Source organism: Enterococcus quebecensis (assembly GCF_001730365.1).
Taxonomy (GTDB): Bacteria; Bacillota; Bacilli; order Lactobacillales; family Enterococcaceae; genus Enterococcus_L; species Enterococcus_L quebecensis.
In genome coordinates, this window is sequence record NZ_MIKB01000001.1 from 486,833 (window position 1) to 510,106 (window position 23,274).

17 protein-coding genes are annotated in these 23,274 nt (G+C 35.5%); 5 read left to right on the forward strand and 12 right to left on the reverse strand.

All coding sequences use genetic code 11. The features are described 5' to 3' along the window. Positions 1–72 precede the first annotated feature (72 nt). The 6 genes from ilvA to BCR23_RS02225 all read right to left on the reverse strand — a co-directional run bounded on the left by ilvA (position 73) and on the right by BCR23_RS02225 (position 7,751). Complete coding sequence (gene ilvA, locus BCR23_RS02195; protein WP_069633860.1) at positions 73–1,347, reverse strand: threonine ammonia-lyase IlvA; 1,275 nt, start codon at positions 1,345–1,347, stop codon at positions 73–75. 68 nt (positions 1,348–1,415) lie between these two features. Further along, complete coding sequence (gene ilvC, locus BCR23_RS02200; RefSeq protein ID WP_069633861.1) at positions 1,416–2,411, reverse strand: ketol-acid reductoisomerase; 996 nt, start codon at positions 2,409–2,411, stop codon at positions 1,416–1,418. 53 nt (positions 2,412–2,464) lie between these two features. Further along, positions 2,465–2,947, reverse strand: coding sequence for an acetolactate synthase small subunit (ilvN, locus tag BCR23_RS02205; RefSeq protein ID WP_069633862.1), 483 nt, complete (start codon positions 2,945–2,947; stop codon positions 2,465–2,467). Between the two features lies 1 nt (position 2,948). Next, positions 2,949–4,643, reverse strand: a complete 1,695-nt coding sequence (gene ilvB / locus BCR23_RS02210) for a biosynthetic-type acetolactate synthase large subunit (protein WP_069633863.1) — start codon at positions 4,641–4,643, stop codon at positions 2,949–2,951. A 13-nt stretch (positions 4,644–4,656) separates the two neighbouring features. Beyond that, on the reverse strand, positions 4,657–6,348 hold the full coding sequence (ilvD, locus tag BCR23_RS02215) for a dihydroxy-acid dehydratase (protein ID WP_069633864.1): 1,692 nt from the start codon (positions 6,346–6,348) through the stop codon (positions 4,657–4,659). A gap of 887 nt (positions 6,349–7,235) precedes the next feature. Next, complete coding sequence (locus BCR23_RS02225) at positions 7,236–7,751, reverse strand: hypothetical protein (RefSeq protein WP_069633866.1); 516 nt, start codon at positions 7,749–7,751, stop codon at positions 7,236–7,238. 217 nt (positions 7,752–7,968) lie between these two features. Between BCR23_RS02225 and BCR23_RS02230 the strand changes: the two genes are divergently transcribed. The 4 genes from BCR23_RS02230 (at position 7,969) to BCR23_RS02245 (ending at position 11,764) form a co-directional block, all read left to right on the forward strand. After that, positions 7,969–8,436 carry a TM2 domain-containing protein gene (locus BCR23_RS02230; protein ID WP_069633867.1) on the forward strand — a complete coding sequence of 156 codons (468 nt, stop codon included), beginning with the start codon at positions 7,969–7,971 and terminating at the stop codon, positions 8,434–8,436. A gap of 330 nt (positions 8,437–8,766) precedes the next feature. Further along, the gene (gene clpP / locus BCR23_RS02235) at positions 8,767–9,363 is read left to right on the forward strand and encodes an ATP-dependent Clp endopeptidase proteolytic subunit ClpP (RefSeq protein ID WP_069633868.1); all 597 of its coding nucleotides are present in this window, start codon (positions 8,767–8,769) and stop codon (positions 9,361–9,363) included. Positions 9,364–9,490: 127 nt separating this feature from the next. After that, positions 9,491–10,012, forward strand: a complete 522-nt coding sequence (locus tag BCR23_RS02240) for a DsbA family protein (protein WP_069633869.1) — start codon at positions 9,491–9,493, stop codon at positions 10,010–10,012. A 267-nt stretch (positions 10,013–10,279) separates the two neighbouring features. Next, positions 10,280–11,764 (forward strand): glucosyltransferase domain-containing protein, encoded by a 1,485-nt coding sequence (locus BCR23_RS02245; protein WP_069633870.1) that lies wholly within the window; start codon positions 10,280–10,282, stop codon positions 11,762–11,764. A 175-nt stretch (positions 11,765–11,939) separates the two neighbouring features. Here BCR23_RS02245 and whiA read toward each other — a convergent pair whose 3' ends face one another. The 6 genes from whiA to uvrB form a co-directional block, all read right to left on the reverse strand. Beyond that, positions 11,940–12,875: a DNA-binding protein WhiA gene (whiA, locus tag BCR23_RS02250; protein WP_069633871.1), complete on the reverse strand. Its 936-nt coding sequence runs from the start codon at positions 12,873–12,875 to the stop codon at positions 11,940–11,942. Positions 12,876–12,906: 31 nt separating this feature from the next. After that, positions 12,907–13,905 (reverse strand): gluconeogenesis factor YvcK family protein, encoded by a 999-nt coding sequence (locus tag BCR23_RS02255; RefSeq protein WP_069633872.1) that lies wholly within the window; start codon positions 13,903–13,905, stop codon positions 12,907–12,909. Next, a complete protein-coding gene (rapZ, locus tag BCR23_RS02260) occupies positions 13,902–14,786 on the reverse strand; it encodes an RNase adapter RapZ (protein ID WP_069633873.1) in 885 nt (294 codons plus the stop codon). Before rapZ ends, BCR23_RS02255 begins: the two co-directional genes overlap by 4 nt. Positions 14,787–15,114: 328 nt before the next feature. Further along, positions 15,115–15,321 (reverse strand): hypothetical protein, encoded by a 207-nt coding sequence (locus BCR23_RS02265; RefSeq protein ID WP_069633874.1) that lies wholly within the window; start codon positions 15,319–15,321, stop codon positions 15,115–15,117. Positions 15,322–15,757: 436 nt separating this feature from the next. Further along, positions 15,758–18,574, reverse strand: a complete 2,817-nt coding sequence (gene uvrA, locus BCR23_RS02270) for an excinuclease ABC subunit UvrA (protein WP_069633875.1) — start codon at positions 18,572–18,574, stop codon at positions 15,758–15,760. A 123-nt stretch (positions 18,575–18,697) separates the two neighbouring features. Next, a complete protein-coding gene (uvrB, locus tag BCR23_RS02275; RefSeq protein WP_069633876.1) occupies positions 18,698–20,692 on the reverse strand; it encodes an excinuclease ABC subunit UvrB in 1,995 nt (664 codons plus the stop codon). Between the two features lie 421 nt (positions 20,693–21,113). On the opposite strand from uvrB, the gene BCR23_RS02280 reads away from it, so the two are divergent. After that, positions 21,114–23,273 (forward strand): amino acid ABC transporter substrate-binding protein/permease, encoded by a 2,160-nt coding sequence (locus BCR23_RS02280; protein WP_069633877.1) that lies wholly within the window; start codon positions 21,114–21,116, stop codon positions 23,271–23,273. The last annotated feature ends 1 nt before the right edge of the window (position 23,274 follow it).

A 23,274-nucleotide genomic window follows, 5' to 3' on the forward strand; every position in this document is an offset into this window, starting at 1 on the left:
ATTATAATCAAAAATAAACTGTTCTAAACAAGCTTTTCTTTACGCTTATTTAGAACAGTTATTTGATATATATTAAACAAGTAGTGCATATAATGATGGATTATTGCTTAGATCAATATAGTGTGGATCAAACTCAGCCATTTTTTCTAGTAGATTCGGTAATTCTTCTTTATTTTCCAATAGAATCCCTAAAACAACAGGACCAGTTCCACGATTGACTTTTTTTGTATATTCAAAACGAGTGATATCATCATCAGGACCTAAAATATCCGTGACAAACTCTCTCAGTGCACCAGGACGCTGAGGGAAATTGATCACAAAATAATGTTTTAGTCCTTCAAAAATCAATGAACGTTCTTCAATTTCTTCCATACGGTTGATATCATTATTCCCACCGCTAATAATACAAACAACATTTTTCCCTTTGATGTCGTCTTTCATCAAGTCTAAAGCTGAAACACTCAATGCACCAGCAGGTTCTACAACAATCGCTTGTTTAGTGTATAGCTCTAAAATTGTTGAACAAACTTGGCCTTCGTCAACTGCTAAAAGATCATCGACATATTCAAGAGCGTGTTCATACGTTAAATTCCCCACTTGTTTAACTGCAGCACCATCTACAAACTTTTCCACGGCATCCAACATCACTGGTTTGCCCTCATCAAAAGCTGCACGCATAGACTGGGCCCCCATAGGTTCTACTCCGATAACAGCGGTGGTCGGGCTAACACTTTTGGTGTAAGTTGAAACGCCACTGACTAATCCGCCGCCACCAATTGCGGCTAGCAGATAATCCACTTGAAAATCAGACGCTTTTGCTTCTTGAAATATCTCAACAGCTGTCGTACCTTGTCCAGCCATAATATTTAAATCATTAAAAGGATCAATAAATGCTTGATCATTGGCTTTGGCATATTCTTTAGCAGCCTTCGCTGATGCGTCAAAGGTATCACCAATCAATTTAACAGTTACTTCATCTCCACCAAAAAATTTCACTTGAGAAATTTTTTGCTGTGGTGTAGTCGTCGGCATAAAAATTGTTGCTGCAACCTTCATTTCATGGCAAGTAAAGGCCACTCCTTGAGCATGGTTTCCAGCGCTGGCACAAACAACACCATTTTTCAACTTGTCTTGAGGAGTTTGTTTAATCGCATAATACGCTCCCCTTAATTTGAATGAACGAACTTTTTGTAAATCTTCTCTTTTTAAATAAACATTGCATTGATATTTTTGTGATAGATACATATCGTACTGCAATGGTGTTTTGGTCACTACATCTTTCAATGTATCGTATGCTTCTTCAACTTTTTGTTTCGTTAGCTTTAACAAATTCTCCCCACCTTTCATTATGTAAAAGAGTCTGAGTCAGAAGCGTTAAGCTCCTTTCTCAGTCTCCATCTCGTTGATTGTCTCTTTTAGTCTTCTCTTGATACAAAAGGCATCATTTTGCGTAATTCTGCACCAACTTTTTCAATTGGGTGGCCAGCGTTATCTTTACGCATTTGATTGAATTCTTTAAATCCATTTTTGTTATCATCGATGAATCCTTTGGCAAATTTACCATTTTGGATATCTGTCAGAACATCTTTCATATTTGCTTTCGTTTCAGCGGTTACTACACGAGGACCTGAAACATAGTCTCCATATTCCGCAGTATTTGAGATCGAGTTACGCATTTTCTCAAATCCTCCTTCATAAATAAGGTCAACAATCAATTTCAATTCGTGACATACCTCAAAATAAGCCAGTTCTGGTTGGTAACCAGCTTCTGTTAAGGTTTCAAATCCAGCTTCGATCAAGCTAGTTAGTCCACCACATAATACTGCTTGCTCACCGAATAAATCTGTTTCTGTTTCTTCTTTAAATGTTGTTTCCAATACACCTACACGTGTTGCACCAATTCCTTTAGCATAAGATAAAGCAACATCACTAGCTTTTCCTGTCGCATCTTGGTAAACCGCAAACAACGCTGGCACAGCGAAACCTTCCGTAAATGTACGACGAACAAGATGACCTGGTCCTTTAGGAGCAACTAAGAAAACATCCACATCTTTTGGTGGCGTAATTACATCAAAATGAATATTAAAGCCATGACCGAATGCCAATGCATTGCCTGCTTCTAAGTTTGGTGCAATTTCATTGTCATAAAGATCTCCTTGAATTTCATCAGGAGCCAAAATCATGACTATATCTGCTTTTTTAGATGCTTCTTCAACTGTTAATACATCAAAACCATCATTGCGTGCAGCTTCAGCTGATTTTCCTTCACGAATCCCGATAATTACTTGATTTCCGTTATCTCTTAGATTTTGCGCATGAGCGTGACCTTGCGATCCATAACCGATGATTGCGATTGTTTTTCCTTCTAATTGGTTGTTTTCTACTGAGTTATCGTAATATACTTTTGCCATTGTTAAACCCTCCAAATTTTTTATGCTTATAAGCGTATGCTTTAAGACCGTTTTTAGTTGTTCCCTCTTGTAAACCCTGTAACACCTGTTCGAGCTAGTTGTTTGATACCATAAGGTGCAACGACATCCACAAATGCGCTGATTTTTTCGCTTGTTCCTGTAACTTGAATCACCACAGATCGAGTACCAACATCGATAACATTGGCTCTAAATGGATCAATCATTGAGAAAAGTTCTGCTCGAGCAGCAGCTGGTGCATTGACTTTTACCAGCGCTAGTTCTCTTTCTAGATGGGGTTCATCCGTGATATCTGAAACTTTAATTACATCAATTTGTTTATTTAATTGCTTTATCACTTGTTCACTTTCATTTAGATCAGCTACTTGAACCACGATTGTAATTCGAGAAACATTTTCTTGTTCAGTTGGTCCAACAGAAATACTATCGATGTTTACCTGTCTACGTGTGAGTACACCACTAAAGCGATTTAAAACTCCTGAATTGTTATTCACTGTTGCTGTAATAATCCGTCTCATTTTAATCCACCCCCAACATCTGATGATTTGCTTTGCCTGCTGGAACCATTGGTAATACATGTTCCGTTGGTGAAATCATGACTTCGATCAATAAAGGACCCGTTTCTTTAAAAGCTTCTGTCAATTCAGCTTCAACAGTTTCAGGGTTATCTATCCTAACACCTTTAATATGATAGGCCTCTGCCATCTTCACAAAATCTGGTTGAGAAGAGAAAACCGATTCAGAACGACGACCATTGAAAAAGCTTTCCTGCCATTGACGCACCATTCCTAATGATTGATTATTCAAAATCACGATTTTGATCGGAATATTGTATTCATTTAAAATTGCAAGTTCTTGATTCGTCATTTGGAAGCCGCCATCACCTACGAAAAGCACCACTTCCTTGTCTGGACAACCTAGTTTTGCCCCAATTGCGGCTGGTACTCCATAACCCATCGTACCTAAGCCGCCACTTGTTACTAATTGTTTTTCGTTTTTAAAAGGATAAAATTGGGCTGCCCACATTTGATGCTGACCCACGTCGGTTGCCACAATTGCTTCACCATCTGTGAGTTCCCCGATGAATTCAATCACTTTTTGCGGTTTGATCTCCGTTTTTTGTTCTTTGTCGTATTTGAATGGATATCGTTTTTTTCTTGAAAGATTTAAATTTTTCCACTCACTGCACTCTTCACATTTAACATCTATTTTCAGCATCTCTTTTAATGTTTCCTTAGCATCAGCAACGATAGGAATCTGAGTATCGATTGTTTTACCGATCTCCGCTGGATCAATATCGACATGAGCAATAATTGCATTAGGAGCAAATTCTTTTGGTGCACTAGCTAAACGGTCATCAAAACGAGAACCTATATTAATCAAAAAGTCGCAATCTGTTAATGCCATATTTGCTGCAAAAGAACCGTGCATACCACCCATACCTAAAAATAGTTCATTCTCTGTGGGTACAGCCCCCAAACCTAATAACGAACTTAATACTGGTAGTTGATACTTGTTTATAAATTCCACCAGCTCTTTTCCAGCATCAGCGTGAAGAACACCTGCTCCAACCAATACCAATGGTTTTTTTGCAACAGTTAATGCCTCCATTAATTTCTTCACTTGGAGTTTATTTGGTTTCACTGTTGGTTGATAACTAGGTAAATTCAGTTTTACTTCGATATCTCCATCAGCCTCCATAATCGTCATATCCTTGGGCAAGTCAATTACCACCGGACCTTTTCTACCAGTTGTAGCAATATGAAAGGCTTCTTCAATGATCCTCGGCAATTCTTTTGTTTCCCTAACTTGATAGTTATTTTTAGTGATCGGCATTGTCAGCCCGATTACATCTGCTTCTTGAAAAGCATCTTTACCAATGCCATCTGTAACTACCTGACCAGTAAAAACAACCATTGGAATCGAATCGCTCATCGCATCTGCAATGCCAGTGATTGCATTTGTAGCACCTGGACCACTTGTTACAATTACTACACCTGGTTTTCCAGTAGCTTTAGCGTATCCTTCCGCCGCATGAACTGCACCTTGTTCATGTCTGGTTAAAATATGAGGAATATCTCCATCATATAACGCATCATACAAAGGAAGAACAGCTCCCCCAGGATAGCCAAAAATCATTTCTACCTCTTGCTTTAGCAATGCATCAATCAAAATTCTTGAACCAGTTTTCATCTTTCTTTGTTGTTGAGCCATGAGCTTCCCTCCTCTAGTCTAGCAAATCTTCTGGAATCTGCATGATTCCTCCTGTATGAGCTGAAGTCACCAATGCCGTATATCGAGCCAAGTATCCTGTTTTTACTTTCGCTTTAAATTTTGGCAATAGGTCATTTCGTTTCGCTAACTCTTCATCTGAAACATGTAACTCTAGTGTACGATTTATTAAATCTATCTCAATTTCATCACCATCTGCAATCAAGGCAATCGGACCACCTGCCGCTGCTTCTGGAGAAATATGTCCAACAGCGATTCCTCGAGTTGCTCCTGAAAAACGACCATCGGTGATCAAAGCGACATCTTTTCCTAATCCTCGTCCGACAATACTAGATGTTGGCGCCAGCATTTCCGGCATACCAGGTCCACCTTTCGGTCCTTCATAGCGGATAACGACAACATGACCTTTTTTCACGGTATGATTATCAATCGCAGCAACTGCTTCGTCATGAGAACTGAAACAAATCGCTTTACCTACAAATTTTTTGATAGATGGATCAACACCACCAACTTTGATTACACTCCCCTTTGGTGCAATGTTCCCATAAAGAATCGACAAACCGCCAACTGGGCTGTAAGGATTTTCTTTTGGATGAATAACTTCTTCATTTTTGATCACCGCATCTTGAACATTTTCTCGAATCGTTTTTCCAGTAACTGTGATTCGATCTGGATGAATCGCATCTCCTAAATCAACTAACTCTTTCATAATTGCTGGAACACCACCAGCTTCATGTACATCATGCATTGAGTAAGCTGAAGATGGCGCAATTTTAGAGAGATAAGGAACACGTTCCGCAATTGCATTGACTTCTTCTAAGTTGTAGTCGATCTCAGCTTCATTTGCGATCGCTAAGGTATGCAAGACAGTATTTGTCGATCCCCCCATGGCCATATCCAGTGCAAAAGCATCGTCAATAGCTTCTTTAGTAATGATATCTCTTGGCTTCACTTGATTTTTAACCAAATCCATCAAATGAAAGGCTGATTTTCTAACTAGTTCTCTACGCTCATCTGAAACAGCTAAAATCGTGCCATTACCAGGAAGTGCCATACCCAATACTTCCATCAAACAATTCATAGAGTTTGCTGTAAACATGCCCGCGCAAGAGCCGCATGTCGGACAAGCATTTTGTTCCATGAAATTAAATTCTTCTTCAGTCATTTTACCTTCTTTAAAGGTTCCTACTGCTTCGAACATTGAAGAAAGCGTTGTTGTATGTCCTCTTGGATCGACACCAGCTTTCATCGGGCCTCCAGAACAGAAGATTGCAGGTACATTCGTACGCACACTTGCCATCAACATTCCAGGTGTGATTTTGTCACAGTTTGGAATATAAAAGACTCCATCGAACCAATGGGCATTGATTACAGTCTCGGCAGCATCTGCAATGATTTCTCTACTCGGTAATGAATAACGCATGCCTATGTGTCCCATGGCAATCCCATCATCTACACCAATTGTATTAAATTCAAATGGAATTCCTCCTGCTTCACGAATCGCTTCTTTAGCCACATCAGCTAATTCTCTTAAATGTACATGCCCAGGAACAATATCAATGTACGAATTACAAATTGCAATAAACGGTTTGTCCATATCTTTGGCATTTTTTACCTGTCCAGTTGCATAAAGCAAACTTCTTGCGGGTGCAGCTTCAATTCCTTTTTTTATTTGGTCACTACGCATGTTTCATCCACTCCAATTCCAATATCTTCAGAAGAAATCACTTTCGCACTTCTGGTTCATCTTATTATTCATTCTGCCGTTCTCTCTTTACAATACTTTCTACAAAAAAAACATCCCATCGAAAGAATGGGATGTCTTAGTAAGAACCCCATCTACCAAAGACAAACAGGACTCAAACATCTGCGAAATTTCTCAGTGTTCTAAGTCCTACACAATTAAAATAATGACTAATACGTGATTGTTGTTTGTCTTTTTCATGGCAATGGTCTCCTCGTTTAAAAAATCTATAAAGATTAAAATAGCATGTGATAAATAAAAGCTTTTGTTAACTATATACCTAATAAATGAGAATGTCAATAAAATTTGGCAAAAAGATTCAGAAAATTCTAAAAAAACAAGTACTCCCTTTCTTACTTAATGTTTTATTAATGGAAAAGAGACTGTTTTTAAGTCTCCTTTCATTTTTTTGCTATCTTTATACATAGAAAAAAATTTATCTGCTAGCGATCTACTCCCTCATTTTGAAACTGAGGGTTGACGATGCATTATTCAAAATAAATGAAAAAACCGCAAGACTTTGGTGTCCAAGAAGATCCTTCGTATACTAGTAGTGAAGAAGTAACTGATACAAACAAATATATCAGAGTAATAATATTTGAAAATTTAGATGATTTAACCATAACGAAAAACTATTACGATGAATTAGGTAAGCAATCAGGAGTGCTATATTTCCATACATTTTTTATTCGCGTTTTCTTTATTCACATGAATCGTGACCTTCCACAAGAAACCTTGATTTATATAAACATAGTTTGGCTCAATAGAAATAGTTTATTCACTATAAAAAAACTGCTGATACTCTTAATTTCATAAGTATCAGCAGTTTTTCAGTTTCTTTGGAAATAATATAGAGGCTTATGCGTTAGACGTTTCATTTGTCTTTTTTTATCCTCAATAATTGTAAGAAGCTCATCAGAAAAATTTTCTAAAATTACTCGTCCACCTTTATAAGTGCTTCCACCCATTGAAATCACTTCATCCGGTGTTAAAATAACTTTTCTATGGGTAATTTTTTTGAAAAATTCTTCTATCAAGTATGTAGGCAAATAAAAATTATTTTGTGCTGAAAATGATTCCAAATAAATAAAATCATCAATACTGATATAGCAGTCATCCATAGAGACAAAATTCACGGACTTGTCCACATAAATCTCTCTTTTTTGTAGAACTTCATTGATTTTTTTATTCAATAAATTCAAACTTTCTATTTCTTTAACAAAATGCTCTAACTCTCGATAACGTACTGATTTACGCTCTTCATAAGTCACACGTAAAGCAACGCCAACCGATACAATTACAGCACCAATCAAAACACCAGTTATGCCTGCAATAAAAACAACCATTTAGATTCCCTCACTCTTTTTGTTCTTGTATTTTAGTATAACATACTCTTTTACAAGAACAAAAAAATACGATAAATTTTTTTCTTATTTTTTTTTAATTTGTATTATTTTTCTTATTATGAATTCTAGAATGCGATAATTGGTATGGATTACTCTTCTAATTGATGATATAATATAACGGTAATTATATTTTATACAGGAATTGGGGAAGTTTAGAATGGGAAAAAAAATTATTAAACTAGATTTTGAAGATGTCGTTATTGCAAATGAAGATGGTAGTACAACAAGAGCTCAGTATGAATGGTTTAATTTCAAACCAGAAATCGGAGATATTGTAGATGTATTTGAAGATGGAGATGAATTAATTATCCATAAAGTAGAAAAAACATCAGAAAACCTACAAGATAAGATCAATATCAACATCGTAAATGAAAACAACAATACACAGACCGTTGGGGGCTATGTGCAACATGGTCGTGTAGTAAACAAGTGGCTTTATTTTATATTAGCATTTTTCTTAGGTGGAGTTGGTGCTCATAAATTCTACTCTGGTTTTACTGGAAAAGGTATAATGTACCTTGTATTTTTTTGGACAACTATTCCAGGTATTATTGCATTTTTCACATCAATCGCAACTTTACTTAAACCAGCAGATCAAAATGGTAACATTGTTGTAAATTCATAATCAGCTTAATCAAAAAGGCTGGAACACAAGCGTTATTTCCAAAAGAATTGCTTGTGCTTCCATCATTTATTCACAGTTAAGGTATGAGGCAAAAGTGACTTTTGCCTCATACTTTTTGTTTGCTTAAGCCATAATAAGATTGAGTTGATTTAATTACAGTAGATTACACCTAAATGTACATCAGTCCATGAAATGTTTTATTTTTTTCTATTCAAAAATCAAGCATTCAAGTTGACCTTTATTGACCAATGAAGTATACTTTTTTTAAGCATTAAGGTATGCTTTGTGATAAAATGATTTGAAGAGTTTTTTATATAGGAGGAATATACTATGAATTTAATACCAACAGTCATTGAACAGTCATCTCGTGGAGAAAGAGCTTATGATATTTATTCACGATTATTAAAAGATAGAATTATCATGTTAAGTGGTCCCATTGACGATAATGTAGCCAACTCAGTTATTGCCCAATTATTGTTTTTGGATGCACAAGATTCTGAGAAAGATATCTATATTTACATCAATTCACCAGGAGGAAGTGTTTCTGCAGGTTTAGCAATTTTCGATACAATGAATTTTGTTAAAGCAGACGTCCAAACCATTGTACTTGGTATGGCAGCTTCTATGGGAAGTTTCTTATTGACTGCCGGTCAAAAAGGGAAACGTTTCGCATTGCCTAATGCAGAAATCATGATCCATCAACCACTTGGTGGCGCTCAAGGTCAAGCAACCGAGATTGAGATTGCTGCAAAACATATTTTGGACACTCGTGATCGTTTGAATAAAATTTTAGCAGAGCGTACTGGCCAACCACTTGAAGTCATTGAACGAGATACAGATCGTGATAATTTTATGACCGCTCAACAAGCGAAAGAATATGGTTTAATTGATGAAGTAATGGAAAACAGTACTTCACTAAGCAAGTAAAATAAATAAAAATCCCTAAAATTTCTATAAGGAATTTTAGGGATTTTTATTTATTAGGCATTTTTATTTATATTGGATACAAAAAACGATACACTTAAGATAGAAAAAACGAAAGGATGGTACTAGAATGGATATTTCAGTTATTGACGCAACAAAAGTTACAACAAAAAATGGTTTGATTGTTGGAGAGGACAACGCTCCTGTAAAAATGGTGGAGTTTATGAATGTTCGATGCCCATATTGCAAAAAATGGTTTGAAGAGTCGTTTGACTTACTAAATGAATATGTCAAAGATGGAAAAGTACAACGAATCATCAAACTTTTTGATAAAGAAAAAGAAAGTCTTCAGCGTGGAAATGTGATGCACCATCATATTAACTATGATTTGCCAGAAAAAGGATTGATGGATCTAAAACAAATGTACGCTACTCAAGATCAATGGGGAAACCTTTCTTTAGAAGATGTGGCAGTATTTGCTGAAGATACTTTACAACTAACTAAAAAAGAAGAACCTGCAATCATACAAGCTGTGATCGCCGAAGCCGAAGCCGCAAATATTAAATTTGTACCGACAATCGTGATTGGTGAGCATATCTTTGATGAATCTGTAACGAAAGAAGAGTTACTTGCTTACTTAAACGAAAAATAAAAAAAATGAGACAAAGCTTTGATAGCTTTGTCTCATTTTTTTTGATAGTTATGTTCTGTTAAGTCGCATTCACTATTACTTCTCTCTCTAACTTAGACTGAATACTACCTAAAAAACATAAACTATACATTAGCCTATTGATACAGTCCATAATACAAAAATCCTTTTTGAAAGAACATCATTGTTTAAAATCAGACATGATTCAGTTATACTTATATTATTGTATACTTGTTACCATTCATATGATGAAGAAAGAGGATAAAAAATATGTTAAAACATTACACACCAGCAATAAAAAACTGGGCAAAAGAAAATAGATCTCTATTACTCATGACAGTTCTTATTTATCAAGTACCCATTTTAGCCATAGGAATAATTAATTTTCCGTATCTTGACGATACTGCTCGGCAAATTACCGGTGCTACTGATTTTGCAAGAAGTTATTCCCGGTGGGTTAGTGAAATCGCTTCTTGGTTTGTACAAGGAAGTAGACACTTAACAGATCTGGGATTAACTACCCACATTATCACAGGACTTATTTTAGCCGCAGCAAGCATCATTGTTGTCTATTGTTTAAATAAAAAAAAATTAGAGGTGTTACCATTAATTGCGTCAACACTTATCGGTTTAAATCCTTGGTTTTTACAAAGTGTGAGTTTTAGATTCGACAGTCCATATATGGCATTAAGTATTTTTTTCTCCGTTCTTCCTTTTCTATGGTGGGAGAAAAGATCAAAAACTTTCTTTATCTTATCTATTATAAGTATTTTTTTCATGTGCAACACTTATCAAGCTTCCTCAGGTATTTACATTATTATGGTATTAGCACTTTCTTTAAATGAAATTTTGTCTAATGAGAAACACAACCAAACCTACAAAAAAGTATTTTTATCTGGACTTGCATACATTATTGCTATGTTCATTTATGTTATCGAAACAAAATTTAACCCTGAAATATCTGATCGAGGAGATCATGTTGTAATCGCCTCTATAAAAGATATTCCAAAAACAATTTTAACCAATAGCCAAATGTATTTAAATACGGTACAAGAACAAAGTACTAAGTTGTGGTTATCACTCTTTATAATTTTAATCCTTTTATTTATTGTAACAAGCATCTTAAATTCAAAATTACATTTCTTCAAAAGTATAAGTTTTGTTGTATTGTATTTGATTTTAGCATCTGTATTAAGCTATGGTGTATTTTTGATTTTCCCTGAAAAATTAGCATTGGTAGCGCCAAGATATGCTTACGGATTTAGTGTTTTTGCTTCAATAACGCTCATTTTACTTCTGAGTAAATTAAGCGTATCACCAAACTGGATACGAGTGACTAGTAAAGTGTTTATTTGTTTATTTAGCTACTACATGCTTTCATTCCCATTTGTCTATGCCTCTACACTTCACTATCAAAAAGAAGAATTTGAAAAGCAAAGCCTTATCTTGGCTGGGGATTTGAAAGATTTAATAACACCTGATACAATGGCTATTTACTCAAAATCACTCTTTAAAGACTCTCCTATTTTGATTAATTCTGTGAGAAATTTTCCTATTCTGAAAGAGATCGTTCCCTCAAATTCAGAGGTCTATTGGCCAAATCAGTTATGGTTTAAAACTTACACTGGAATAAATATTACTATTAATCCACTTAATCCTAAAATATTCAAAAAAGATCCTAGTGAATTAAAATTTTCTGATTACTATTATGACATCTATGAAAAGAACAATGATTTATATATCATTCCTAAATAAAGAAATAAGAACACTGAACTAGATAACTACTATTCGATTTAAAATACTGGCACGTCAAGTTAGAAGGGATTGACCTTTAACTTGACGTGCCAGTATTTTTATTATAGAGTCTAAAGCCGTAACCAAATGACAGACATCAAATTTTTTAATGAAACTCAAAAAATAGATTCGTCTATCATGCACTTTTCTCTCTCAGTTTATCAGCAAACTCGTTGATTTTACGAATTCGATGATTGATCCCTGATTTTGATATTGCGCCAGAAGGAATCATTTCTCCCAATTCCTTTAAACTGACTTCTGGATATTCCAATCGTAATTCAGCAATTTCTTGAAGTTTTCCCGGTAAAGCTGTTAATCCGACAACACTTTCAATATATTGAATATTTTCGATTTGTTTTGAAGCTGCATCAATCGTTTTATTAAGGTTGGCCGTTTCACAGTTGACCAAACGGTTAACTGAATTACGCATATCACGTACGATTCGAACATCTTCAAATTTCAGCATCGAATTGGTTGCACCGATCAAAGTCAAAAAGTCAGCGATTCTCTCAGCACCTTTTAAATACGATATATATCCGTTCCGACGTTCTAATGTTCGAGCATTTAAGTCATAGTAATTGAGCATCTGGCAAATATCGTCATTATGTTCTTCATAAATCGAAAATATTTCTAAATGATAACGACTCGTTTCTGGATTATTGACAGATCCAGAAGCCATAAAAGCACCTCTTAAATAAGACCTCATTTTTTGTGCATTCCCCATAATTTCATCGGATACATGTGTGTTGAACATCATACCATCCAGAATATCTAAATCTGCAAGTACACTTTTCGTATCTTGTTTCAATCGTACGATGTAGACATTATTCTTTTTGAGTTTCATTTTTTTTCGAACTAATAATTCTGAACGAACATTGTAATGGTCTTTCAAAAGAGAATAGATACGTCTGGCAATCGCTGCATTTTCCGTTTGGACATTTAAAACAAATTGCTGATTTACAATACTCAAGGATCCATTCATTCGAATCAAAGCGGCTAATTCTGCTTTAGCGTGCTCTCGATGAACTTCCAACGTTGTCAGTTCTTTTTTCACATCAGCTGCAAAAGACAATCTTCCTTCCTCCTTTCTTACTTTTTAAGGTTTAATATTTTGCGCCAAAAACGATGCGGAATAATTCATCCACAACCTTATCTCCATCATGGAAAACACCGCCGTCCCTTAATTTTAGAAAGTCGGTAGAAATCACACGGCACCCTTCATCTCTTAAAGTTTGGAAATCATGCTCTACTTGAACTAAATACTCATCATAAATTTCAGGATCCATATAACCGTCTGGCACTTTTTCGGTATTAACTAAAACTGTATCAATAAATTTACTTTTTAGATGCTCATGTAATACGCAGACATGATCTGCGTCAGTAAAGTGTTCTGTTTCACCTTTTTGTGTCATGATGTTGCAAATGTAAACAACCTCACCTGTTGCATTGATGATCGCTTCGCCGATTTCACTGATTACCAAGTTGGGTAAAATACTCGTAAACATACTCCCAGGCCCTAAAACAATCATATCTGCTTCTTCAATTGCTTTGACTACTTTTCTAGCTGCTTTTGGTTGTTCATCATCATGTGTGTTCGTTACAAATACATGATCAATCGTTTTTCGATCAATAGCAATGCTCGATTCTCCAACTGCAACTGTGCCGTCTTTAAAAACAGCATGAAGTGTCAACGGTCTTTCTGAAGATGGATAAATGTGTCCATCCACATGCATCATTTTTGAAAGTAATTGAATGGCTTCATAGGTACTGTTACGCATTTCTGATACAGCAGCAATAATTAGATTACCAATCGCATGATTAGCAAAATATTTATCTGACTTGTCAAAGCGATATTGAAAGATATCTTCATAGAGTTGAGGCATGTCTGATAGAGCAACAAGTACGTTTCTCAAATCACCTGGCGGCGTCATATTCATCGATTCACGTATTTCACCGCTACTTCCGCCATCATCAGCTACAGTTACAACTGCCGTGATATCCGCACTTTGATTTCGTAAGCTTTTTAAAATTACTGGTAAACCGGTCCCACCGCCAACAACAACAATTTTTGGTTTTCTAATACGGTACGTTTTCATTTTCATGAACGATTCACCGTCTCTTTACGTTTCCCTTTATCACGATGAGTAATATTAACATGATAATCTTGACTTAACTCTTTAGCAACACGTTCTGTCAAAGCAACAGAACGATGCTGACCACCAGTACAGCCGATCGCAATCGTTACACTTGATTTCCCCTCTTTTTCATAACCTGGCATCACGTGTTTTAATAAATCGATAAAACGAGTATAAAAGCTCTCTGTTTCTGGAAAACTCATCACATAGTCATAAACGGACTGATCTTGACCTGTGAGTGGTCTTAACTCTGGAATATAGTGTGGATTCGGTAAAAAACGAACATCCATCACAATGTCTGCATCAATCGGTAATCCATATTTAAAACCAAAAGAAACCAATTCAACACGAAATTCATGGGTATCTCTAGATTTAAATTCATCATTGATTCTTTCACGTAACTGTCTAGGAGATAAGTCAGTCGTATCAATAACAACCTGAGCATCTCCTCTAATTTCTTCAAGAATTGCCCGTTCTTTTCTAATACCTTCTGTAACCAAACCATCCATTGCCAGTGGATGAGCACGACGAGTTTCTTTATAGCGGGAAACAAGTTCCTCGTCAGTTGCATCTAAGAACATAATTGTGGTATCGATAAGATTGGTATTCTCTAGTTCTACCAACATATCTTGAATTTCTCTGAAAAAATTTCTTGATCGTAAATCAATAACTAACGCTATTTTTGTCACTTTTCCAGATTCTTTGATCAATTCCCAAAACTTAGGAATCAAACTTGGGGGCATATTATCAATACAAAAATACCCCATATCTTCAAAACTTTGAATGGCTACAGTCTTCCCTGCTCCGCTCATTCCAGTAATTATCACTAATTGTAAATTATCAGCCATTTCTAGCGCTCCTTTAGAAACATTTTACTAATTATAGCATCCCGGGCGTATCAAAGAAAGCTTTTCAACCAATTCTTAACTTCCACTCAGATTTTTTAGGAATTATCACTCCAGTTAGATAGAAATAAGATGAGCAAAAAAGAAGGTTCTAGAGTCTAACTCTTCGAGTTAGACTCTAGAACCTTAAAATCCGAATAAACGGTGAGACGAAAGCAGCTCCTTTAGGAATAAGCTAAACACTCTCTTCCAAAATACTGTATACGAATAAGACTGTAATACCGTATTTGGTACTACAGTCTTTTAATACAAATTTAAATAATTAAGATTACTAAGCATCTTCAATTACATTAAAGTAATCTAAATCTAAAATAGGATCATCGCAATTTATGCTTGAACGATCAGCCGGGTGACATTTAACGACTCTGACTTGTAAATCATCTTCCTTTTTTGAGATGGCTTCTCCTACAAAAAACCAAGAAAAATTTGATCCATGACAAACATATTGGGCGCCAACTTTAATTTCTCTTTTTTCCAAGAAAAAATCATCCTTCCATACTTTTCGTATGTATAGAATATCATGATTTCTAAAAAAAAATCACTCAACTTCCGTTTATATATTCTCTTTTTTTGACAATTTTTAAATTAAAATAACTAAAAAAACATTTTTTTAACTATCTTTATTATTTTTCTCTCATTTTTATTTGCAAAACCTTACTTTCTCCCTTATAAGGACAAGGTACAGCCATTTAAATACAAAAAGACAGCCTTTATATAATAAAGGCTGTGCTTTTCTTTTTTGAACGGATTACTTATAGGAAGAAAGATATATACCAATTAGGTTGAACAATATATCCATCTGTTTGTTATTTTACTTTAACAAGTTGAATAATTCAATAGGTATAGATAAATTTCATCTAATTTTCATACTTATAAAAAACAACAATCACGCTCCAAAAATGGAGCAGACCAATTTATAAAACTCGTTTTAAATATTTCCCCGTATAGCTTGCTTTAACTTTTGCTACTTCTTCTGGCGTTCCTGTTGCAACAATTGTTCCGCCCCCATCTCCACCTTCTGGGCCTAGATCAATCACGTGATCTGCTGATTTAATTACATCTAAATTATGCTCAATCACAAGAACAGTATTACCTGCTTCAACAAGTCTTTCTAATACAAGTAGCAATCGAGCTATATCATCTGTATGCAACCCTGTTGTCGGTTCATCCAGAATATAGAAATTTTTACCATTTGAGTTTTTGTGTAGCTCACTAGCAAGTTTCATCCGTTGTGCTTCTCCACCAGATAGCGTAGTTGCCGGCTGCCCCAGGGTAACATAACCTAACCCCACATCGACAATTGTTTTTAGCTTACGATGAATTTTTGGAATATGTTTAAAAAATTCTACCGCATCTTCCACTGTTAAATCCAAAATATCGGATATATTCTTCCCTTTATAATGAACTTCCAACGTCTCTGAATTGTACCGTTTACCATGGCAAACTTCACAAGGGACATAAACATCTGGTAAAAAATGCATTTCGATCTTAATGATCCCATCTCCACGACAAGCTTCACAGCGTCCGCCTTTAACATTAAAACTAAATCGTCCTTTTTTATAACCACGAACTTTTGCTTCATTTGTCTTTGCAAATAAATCACGAATATCATCAAACACACTTGTATATGTTGCAGGATTACTTCGCGGTGTTCGTCCAATTGGGCTTTGGTCAATATCAATAATTTTTTCGATATTGTCATAACCTGTGATACTTTTGTGTTTACCAGGCTTATTAGAATTGCGATTAATTTTTTGCGCTAACGCTTTTTTCAAAATTTGATTAACTAACGTACTTTTCCCCGATCCGGAAACCCCAGTCACTGTAACAAACTCACCCAAAGGAAATTCAACTGTTACATTTTTCAAATTATTTTCAGTAGCACCTGTCACTTTAATTTTCTTGCCATTCCCTTTACGACGCTCTTTAGGGACTGGGATGACTTTTTTACCTGAAAGATATTGTCCTGTTAATGATTTTGGATTTTTAGCTACCTCATCAGGTGTTCCAGAGGCAACGATTTCTCCACCTAAATGTCCAGCCCCAGGTCCAACGTCAATCAAATAATCAGATGCCCGCATCGTATCTTCATCATGTTCAACAACAATTAATGTATTCCCTAGATCTCTCATTTTCTTAAGAGATTCAATCAATCGATCATTGTCTCGCTGATGTAGCCCAATCGATGGTTCATCTAAAATATACAACACGCCAGATAAATTTGAACCAATCTGTGTTGCCAAGCGAATACGTTGTGCTTCTCCGCCCGATAATGTCCCAGCTGCTCGGCTTAGTGTTAAATAGTCCAATCCGACATTTTTCAAAAAGTTCAAACGATCTTCTACTTCTTTTAGGATTGGTTTTGCAATTACTTGTTCTTGTTCAGATAAAGTTACGGTTTCAAAAAATTTCACCGCATTTTTAATTGCCAATTCACTGACTTGACCGATATTCGTATTATCAATTTTGACAGATAAAGCTTGAGGATTTAAACGATAACCTTTACATGTTTGACAGGTTAATTCAGTCATATATAAACGCATTTGGTCACGAGTAAAATCGCTGTTGGTTTCATGATAGCGACGTTTAATATTCGTCAACACGCCTTCAAAAGGAACCTCTACATCACGTACACCGCCAAAATCATTTTCATAATGAAAATGGAAGAGTTCACCATTGGAACCATTTAAAATAATCTCTTGATGTTCTTCTGGTAGTTCATTAAAGGCAGTATCCATATCGATATTAAAACTGTCAGCTGCTTGTTCTAACATTTGCGGATAATATTGAGAACTGATTGGATTCCAAGGAGCAATTGCACCTTCATGTAGCGTTTTAGTTGGATCTGGAATCACTAAATCACGATCGACTTCCAACTTGATACCCAAACCATCACAATCCGAACATGCTCCAAACGGTGCATTGAAAGAGAATAATCTTGGCTCTAATTCCCCCACAGTAAAACCGCAATATGGACAAGCATAGTGCTCGCTAAAAAGTATCTCTTCTCCATCAATCACGTCTACTAAAGCATACCCATCAGCTAAACGTAATGCCGCTTCAAATGAATCAAACAAACGAGATCTAATCCCTTCTTTGACAACGATTCGGTCAATCACGATTGCAATATCATGTTTTTTATTTTTTTCAAGTTCAGGTGCTTCACTTACATCATAAGTTTCCCCATCTACACGCATCCGAACATAACCTTCACGTTGAATCATATCAAAGATCTTTTTATGTTGCCCTTTTTTCTTAACGATCACAGGCGCTAGTACTTGAATTTTAGTTTTTTCTGGCAGCTCCAGTACTTTATCCACCATCTGTTCAACAGATTGACTAGTAATTTCAGTACCATCGTTAGGACAAATCGGGTGACCGACACGAGCAAACAACAGTCTTAGGTAATCATTGATTTCGGTTACTGTCCCAACTGTTGAGCGTGGATTTTTACTCGTTGTTTTTTGATCGATTGAAATCGCTGGACTCAAACCATCAATACTATCTACATCTGGTTTATCCATTTGTCCTAAAAATTGTCGTGCATATGCAGACAAACTCTCTACATAGCGACGCTGACCCTCAGCATATAATGTATCAAAAGCCAACGAACTTTTTCCTGAACCAGATAAACCAGTCACTACAACCATTTTGTCACGAGGAATCGTAACATCTATATTTTTTAAATTATGTGCGCGTGCACCATGAATAACGATTTTATCATTTGCCATTGCTGATCTCCTTTGCTGTGAAATAAAGCGATATTTTTTTAACTGGGGCTTACTCATCAAAATCTTGTCGTAGATGGACACTATTGAACAGTACAAAATAACCCCATAGAAGTTTGCTCACTTCTATTCTCCTGCTTTCAACTCCAGAATCGTGTCTCTTAAAGTTGCTGCGGTTTCAAAATCTAATGCTTTGGCAGCTTCCCTCATTTCTTTTTCTAATTTCATCAATAAATCAGCTTTTTCCTGACGAGTAAGTTCATGATATGATTTATCGATTTTGAAAGGTTCGCCTTTTTCATTTGTCTTAGTAATCGAAATTAACTCACGGATTTCTTTAATAATTGTTTTAGGCACAATACCATGTTCTTCATTGTATTGTTCTTGGATTGAACGACGGCGTGCAGTTTCATCAATTGCCTTTTGCATCGAATCCGTCATTTTGTCTGCATACATAATGACTCTTCCGTCTGAGTTACGAGCGGCACGTCCGATTGTTTGAATCAATGAACGCTCACTTCTTAAGAAACCTTCTTTATCTGCATCCAAAATCGCAATTAATGACACTTCTGGCACGTCTAATCCTTCACGAAGTAAATTAATCCCAATTAACACATCGAATTCACCTAAACGTAAATCACGAATGATTTCAGTTCGTTCTAAGGTCTTGATGTCACTGTGGAGATACTTAACTTTGATTCCTAGTTCTTTAAGATAATCTGTTAAATCCTCAGACATTTTCTTTGTTAAAGTTGTAATAAATACACGTTGATCTTTTTCCACACGCTCATGTATTTCACCGACTAGATCGTCAATTTGTCCCATGATTGGACGAACTTCAATCAATGGATCTAAAAGCCCCGTTGGTCGAATGATCTGCGGAATCACAGTATCTGTTTGTTCATATTCGTATGGTCCAGGAGTTGCCGAAACATAAACAACCTGATTAACATGCTTTTCAAATTCTTCTAATCGCAGTGGTCGATTATCCAATGCACTTGGCAAACGGAACCCATAATCTACCAACATTTGTTTTCTCGCACGATCTCCATTATACATCCCTCGTACTTGAGGCATAGTAACATGTGATTCGTCAATGACTAATAGAAAATCATCTGGGAAGAAATCAATCAACGTATATGGAGGTTCACCTTCTGAACGACCATCCATATGACGAGAATAGTTTTCAATTCCTGATGTATAACCCATTTCCCGCATCATTTCAATATCATAATTCGTTCGTTGTTCTAAACGTTGAGCTTCTAATAATTTATTTTCATTACGAAGGACTTTTAATCGAGCGTCCAATTCTTCTTGAATTTGTGAAATCGCATGTTCCATATGATCTTCATTAGTAACAAAGTGAGTTGCTGGGAAGATGGCAACATGTTCTGTTTCACCAATAATTTCGCCTGTTAAAGCATCTACTTCTCTGATTCGTTCGATTTCATCTCCAAAAAATTCAACTCTCAAAGCATGCTCATCCCGTGATGCGGGGAAAATTTCTACAACGTCACCTCTTACACGGAAACGTCCACGCTGAAAATCAATATCATTTCGTTCAAACTGAATATTCACTAGACTTGTCAATAACTGATTACGATCCATTTCCATTCCTACACGAATAGAAACAACTTGTTCACTGTACTCTTTAGGATCACCTAACCCGAATATACATGACACAGAAGCAACAACAATAACATCATTTCGTTCTAGTAAAGAACTGGTTGCTGAATGTCGTAACTTATCAATTTCATCATTAATACTGGCATCTTTTTCTATATATGTATCACTAGAGGGAACATAGGCTTCTGGTTGATAATAGTCATAATAACTAACAAAATACTCGACTGCGTTATTGGGAAAGAATTCTTTAAATTCTCCATAAAGCTGTCCAGCTAACGTCTTATTATGAGCAATAACCAATGTTGGTTTGTTTACTTCTGTTATCACATTTGAAATCGTAAATGTCTTCCCAGTTCCTGTGGCACCAAGCAAGATTTGCGCCTTTTCTCCACCTTCGATACCTTCAACTAACTTTTTGATTGCTTCTGGCTGATCTCCATCCGGCTTGTATTTTGATACTAAGTCAAATGTATTGGAGGTCTCTCTTTCTATCATTCAACATCCTCCTCTTACTCTATTTAATTGTTGATTCGATTTCGTCCTAGGCAAAGTAATTCATCATGTTTCTTTGATTATTCAGTCTACTTTAAATAGGAAGCTTCTTCTTTAAAATATCAAATAAGTATCTACAAATATTTTACCATACCGAACATATTTTCGCTAGTTCTAGAATAGTTAACGTATACGCAATTTCTGCTAATTTACACTTTATTTAATCTTTAACTTTACCTTAAAGATTAAATCAGTTACTTCATATATGATGAACAAAAAATGCATTTCCATCTTCAATATGTGACATTTTATAACATAAGATGTTAGAAAATGATATTTTTTTGATTTTATCCTATTGAATGACTTGTGCTTTTGCCTTTTTTTACTATATAATTATCCAATATGCAAATATAGGAGGTATTTTATGAAAAGGAAACACTTTTTACTTTCATTCATTGTAATGATGGCAAGTCTACTAACATTTACACTTGGACAGTCTGCTCAGGCTGAGGAAAAAACATATAATATAGGAACAGATTTGACTTTTGCTCCCTTTGAGTTTCAAGACTCTAAAGGAGAATATATCGGAATTGATATTGATTTACTAAACGCTATAGCAAAGGATCAGGGCTTTAAAGTAAATCAGAAACCACTAGGCTTTGACAGTGCCATCCAAGCCGTTCAATCAAATCAAGTAGATGGCATGATTGCTGGTATGAGTATTACAGATGAACGTAAAAAATCATTTGACTTCTCCGATCCTTATTTCGACAGCGGTCTGCAAATGGCTGTCAAAAAAGGCAACGATAAAATTAAAAACTATGAAGATTTAAAAGGAAAAACCGTAGCAGCTAAGGTTGGAACAGAGAGTGCAACTTTCTTAGAAAAAAACCAAGATAAATATGGCTATACAATCAAAAACTTTGATGATGCTACAGGTCTTTATCAAGCCCTTGAAAATGGTGAAGCCGATGCTATTTTTGATGATTATCCTGTTCTAGGCTATGCCATAACGAATGGCCAAAAACTACAATTAGTTGGTAAAAAAGAAACTGGTAGCTCCTATGGTTTTGCTGTTAAAAAAGGACAAAATAAAGAGTTGCTTGAAAAATTCAATGCTGGTTTAAAAAAATTAAAAAACTCGGGTAAGTACGATGAAATCGTAAGTAAATATATTTCTACTGGAACTGAGTCTGAACCAAACAGTGACAGCAAAATGAAAAAGATTCAACCTAAAAAAGATACTTATGTGATTGCTAGTGACTCTACCTTTGCACCATTCGAATTTCAAAATGCAGATGGTAAATACGAAGGAATTGATGTTGATTTAGTTAAACGAATCGCTGAATTACAAGAATTTAATATCGAATTTAAATTCATCGGTTTCAGTTCAGCTGTGCAAGCAGTGGAATCTGGACAAGCTGATGCAATGATTGCAGGAATGACGATCACCAAAGAACGTGAAAAATCATTTGATTTCTCTACGCCTTATTTCAACAGTGGGATTCAAATCGCAGTCAAAAAAGGCAATGATACAATCAAATCTTATTATGACTTAAAAGGCAAAAAAGTGGGTGCCAAAATCGGTACAGAAAGTGCTGATTTTCTTGAAGCAAATAAAAGCAAATATGGTTACTCAATCAAATATTTAGATACAACTGACGCTCTATATAGCGCTCTTGAAATCGGTGAGATTGATGCAATGATGGACGATTATCCTGTAATTGGTTATGGCGTTGCTCAAAAACAACCTTTAATGACACCGATTCCTCGTGAAGAAGGTGGAAAATATGGCTTCGCTGTTAAAAAGAGTAAAAATCCAGAATTGATCGAAATGTTCAATGAAGGTCTAGCTGAATTAAAACGAACAGGCGAGTATGATGAAATCATCGGAAAATATGTAAAAGATGGTGCTTCAGAAAATAAAGTTGATGAATCAACGTTTACTGGCATGATCCAAAACAACTGGAAACGTCTATTAAGTGGTTTATGGATGACTATTCAATTAACATTGATTTCATTTATTTTAGCTTTAATTGTTGGGATAATTTTTGGATTATTCAGTGCTTCTCCAACCAAAGCCTTACGTGTGATTTCTACTATCTATGTTGATATTATTCGTGGGATTCCTTTGATGGTATTAGCCTTCTTTATTTACTTCGGTTTACCTGGTATTTTAGGATTCAATATTCCAGTCTTTCTTGCTGGGATCATTACACTAACATTAAACGCAAGTGCTTATATCTCTGAAATTGTTCGTGGAGGAATCAACGCTGTGCCTGTCGGTCAAATGGAGGCTTCACGGAGTTTAGGTCTTTCTTACAATCGAACAATGCAAAAAATTATCTTACCACAAGCAATTAAAATCATGATTCCATCTTTCGTTAATCAATTTGTTATTTCCTTGAAGGATACAACGATTCTTTCAGCAATCGGCTTAATTGAGCTATTGCAAACAGGAAAAATCATCGTTGCTAGAAACTTACAAAGTACAATGGTTTACTTTGTAATCGCAATGATGTATCTAATCTTAATTACAGCATTAACCAAATTAGCTAAAGTTTTGGAAAAGAAGGTGAAATAAT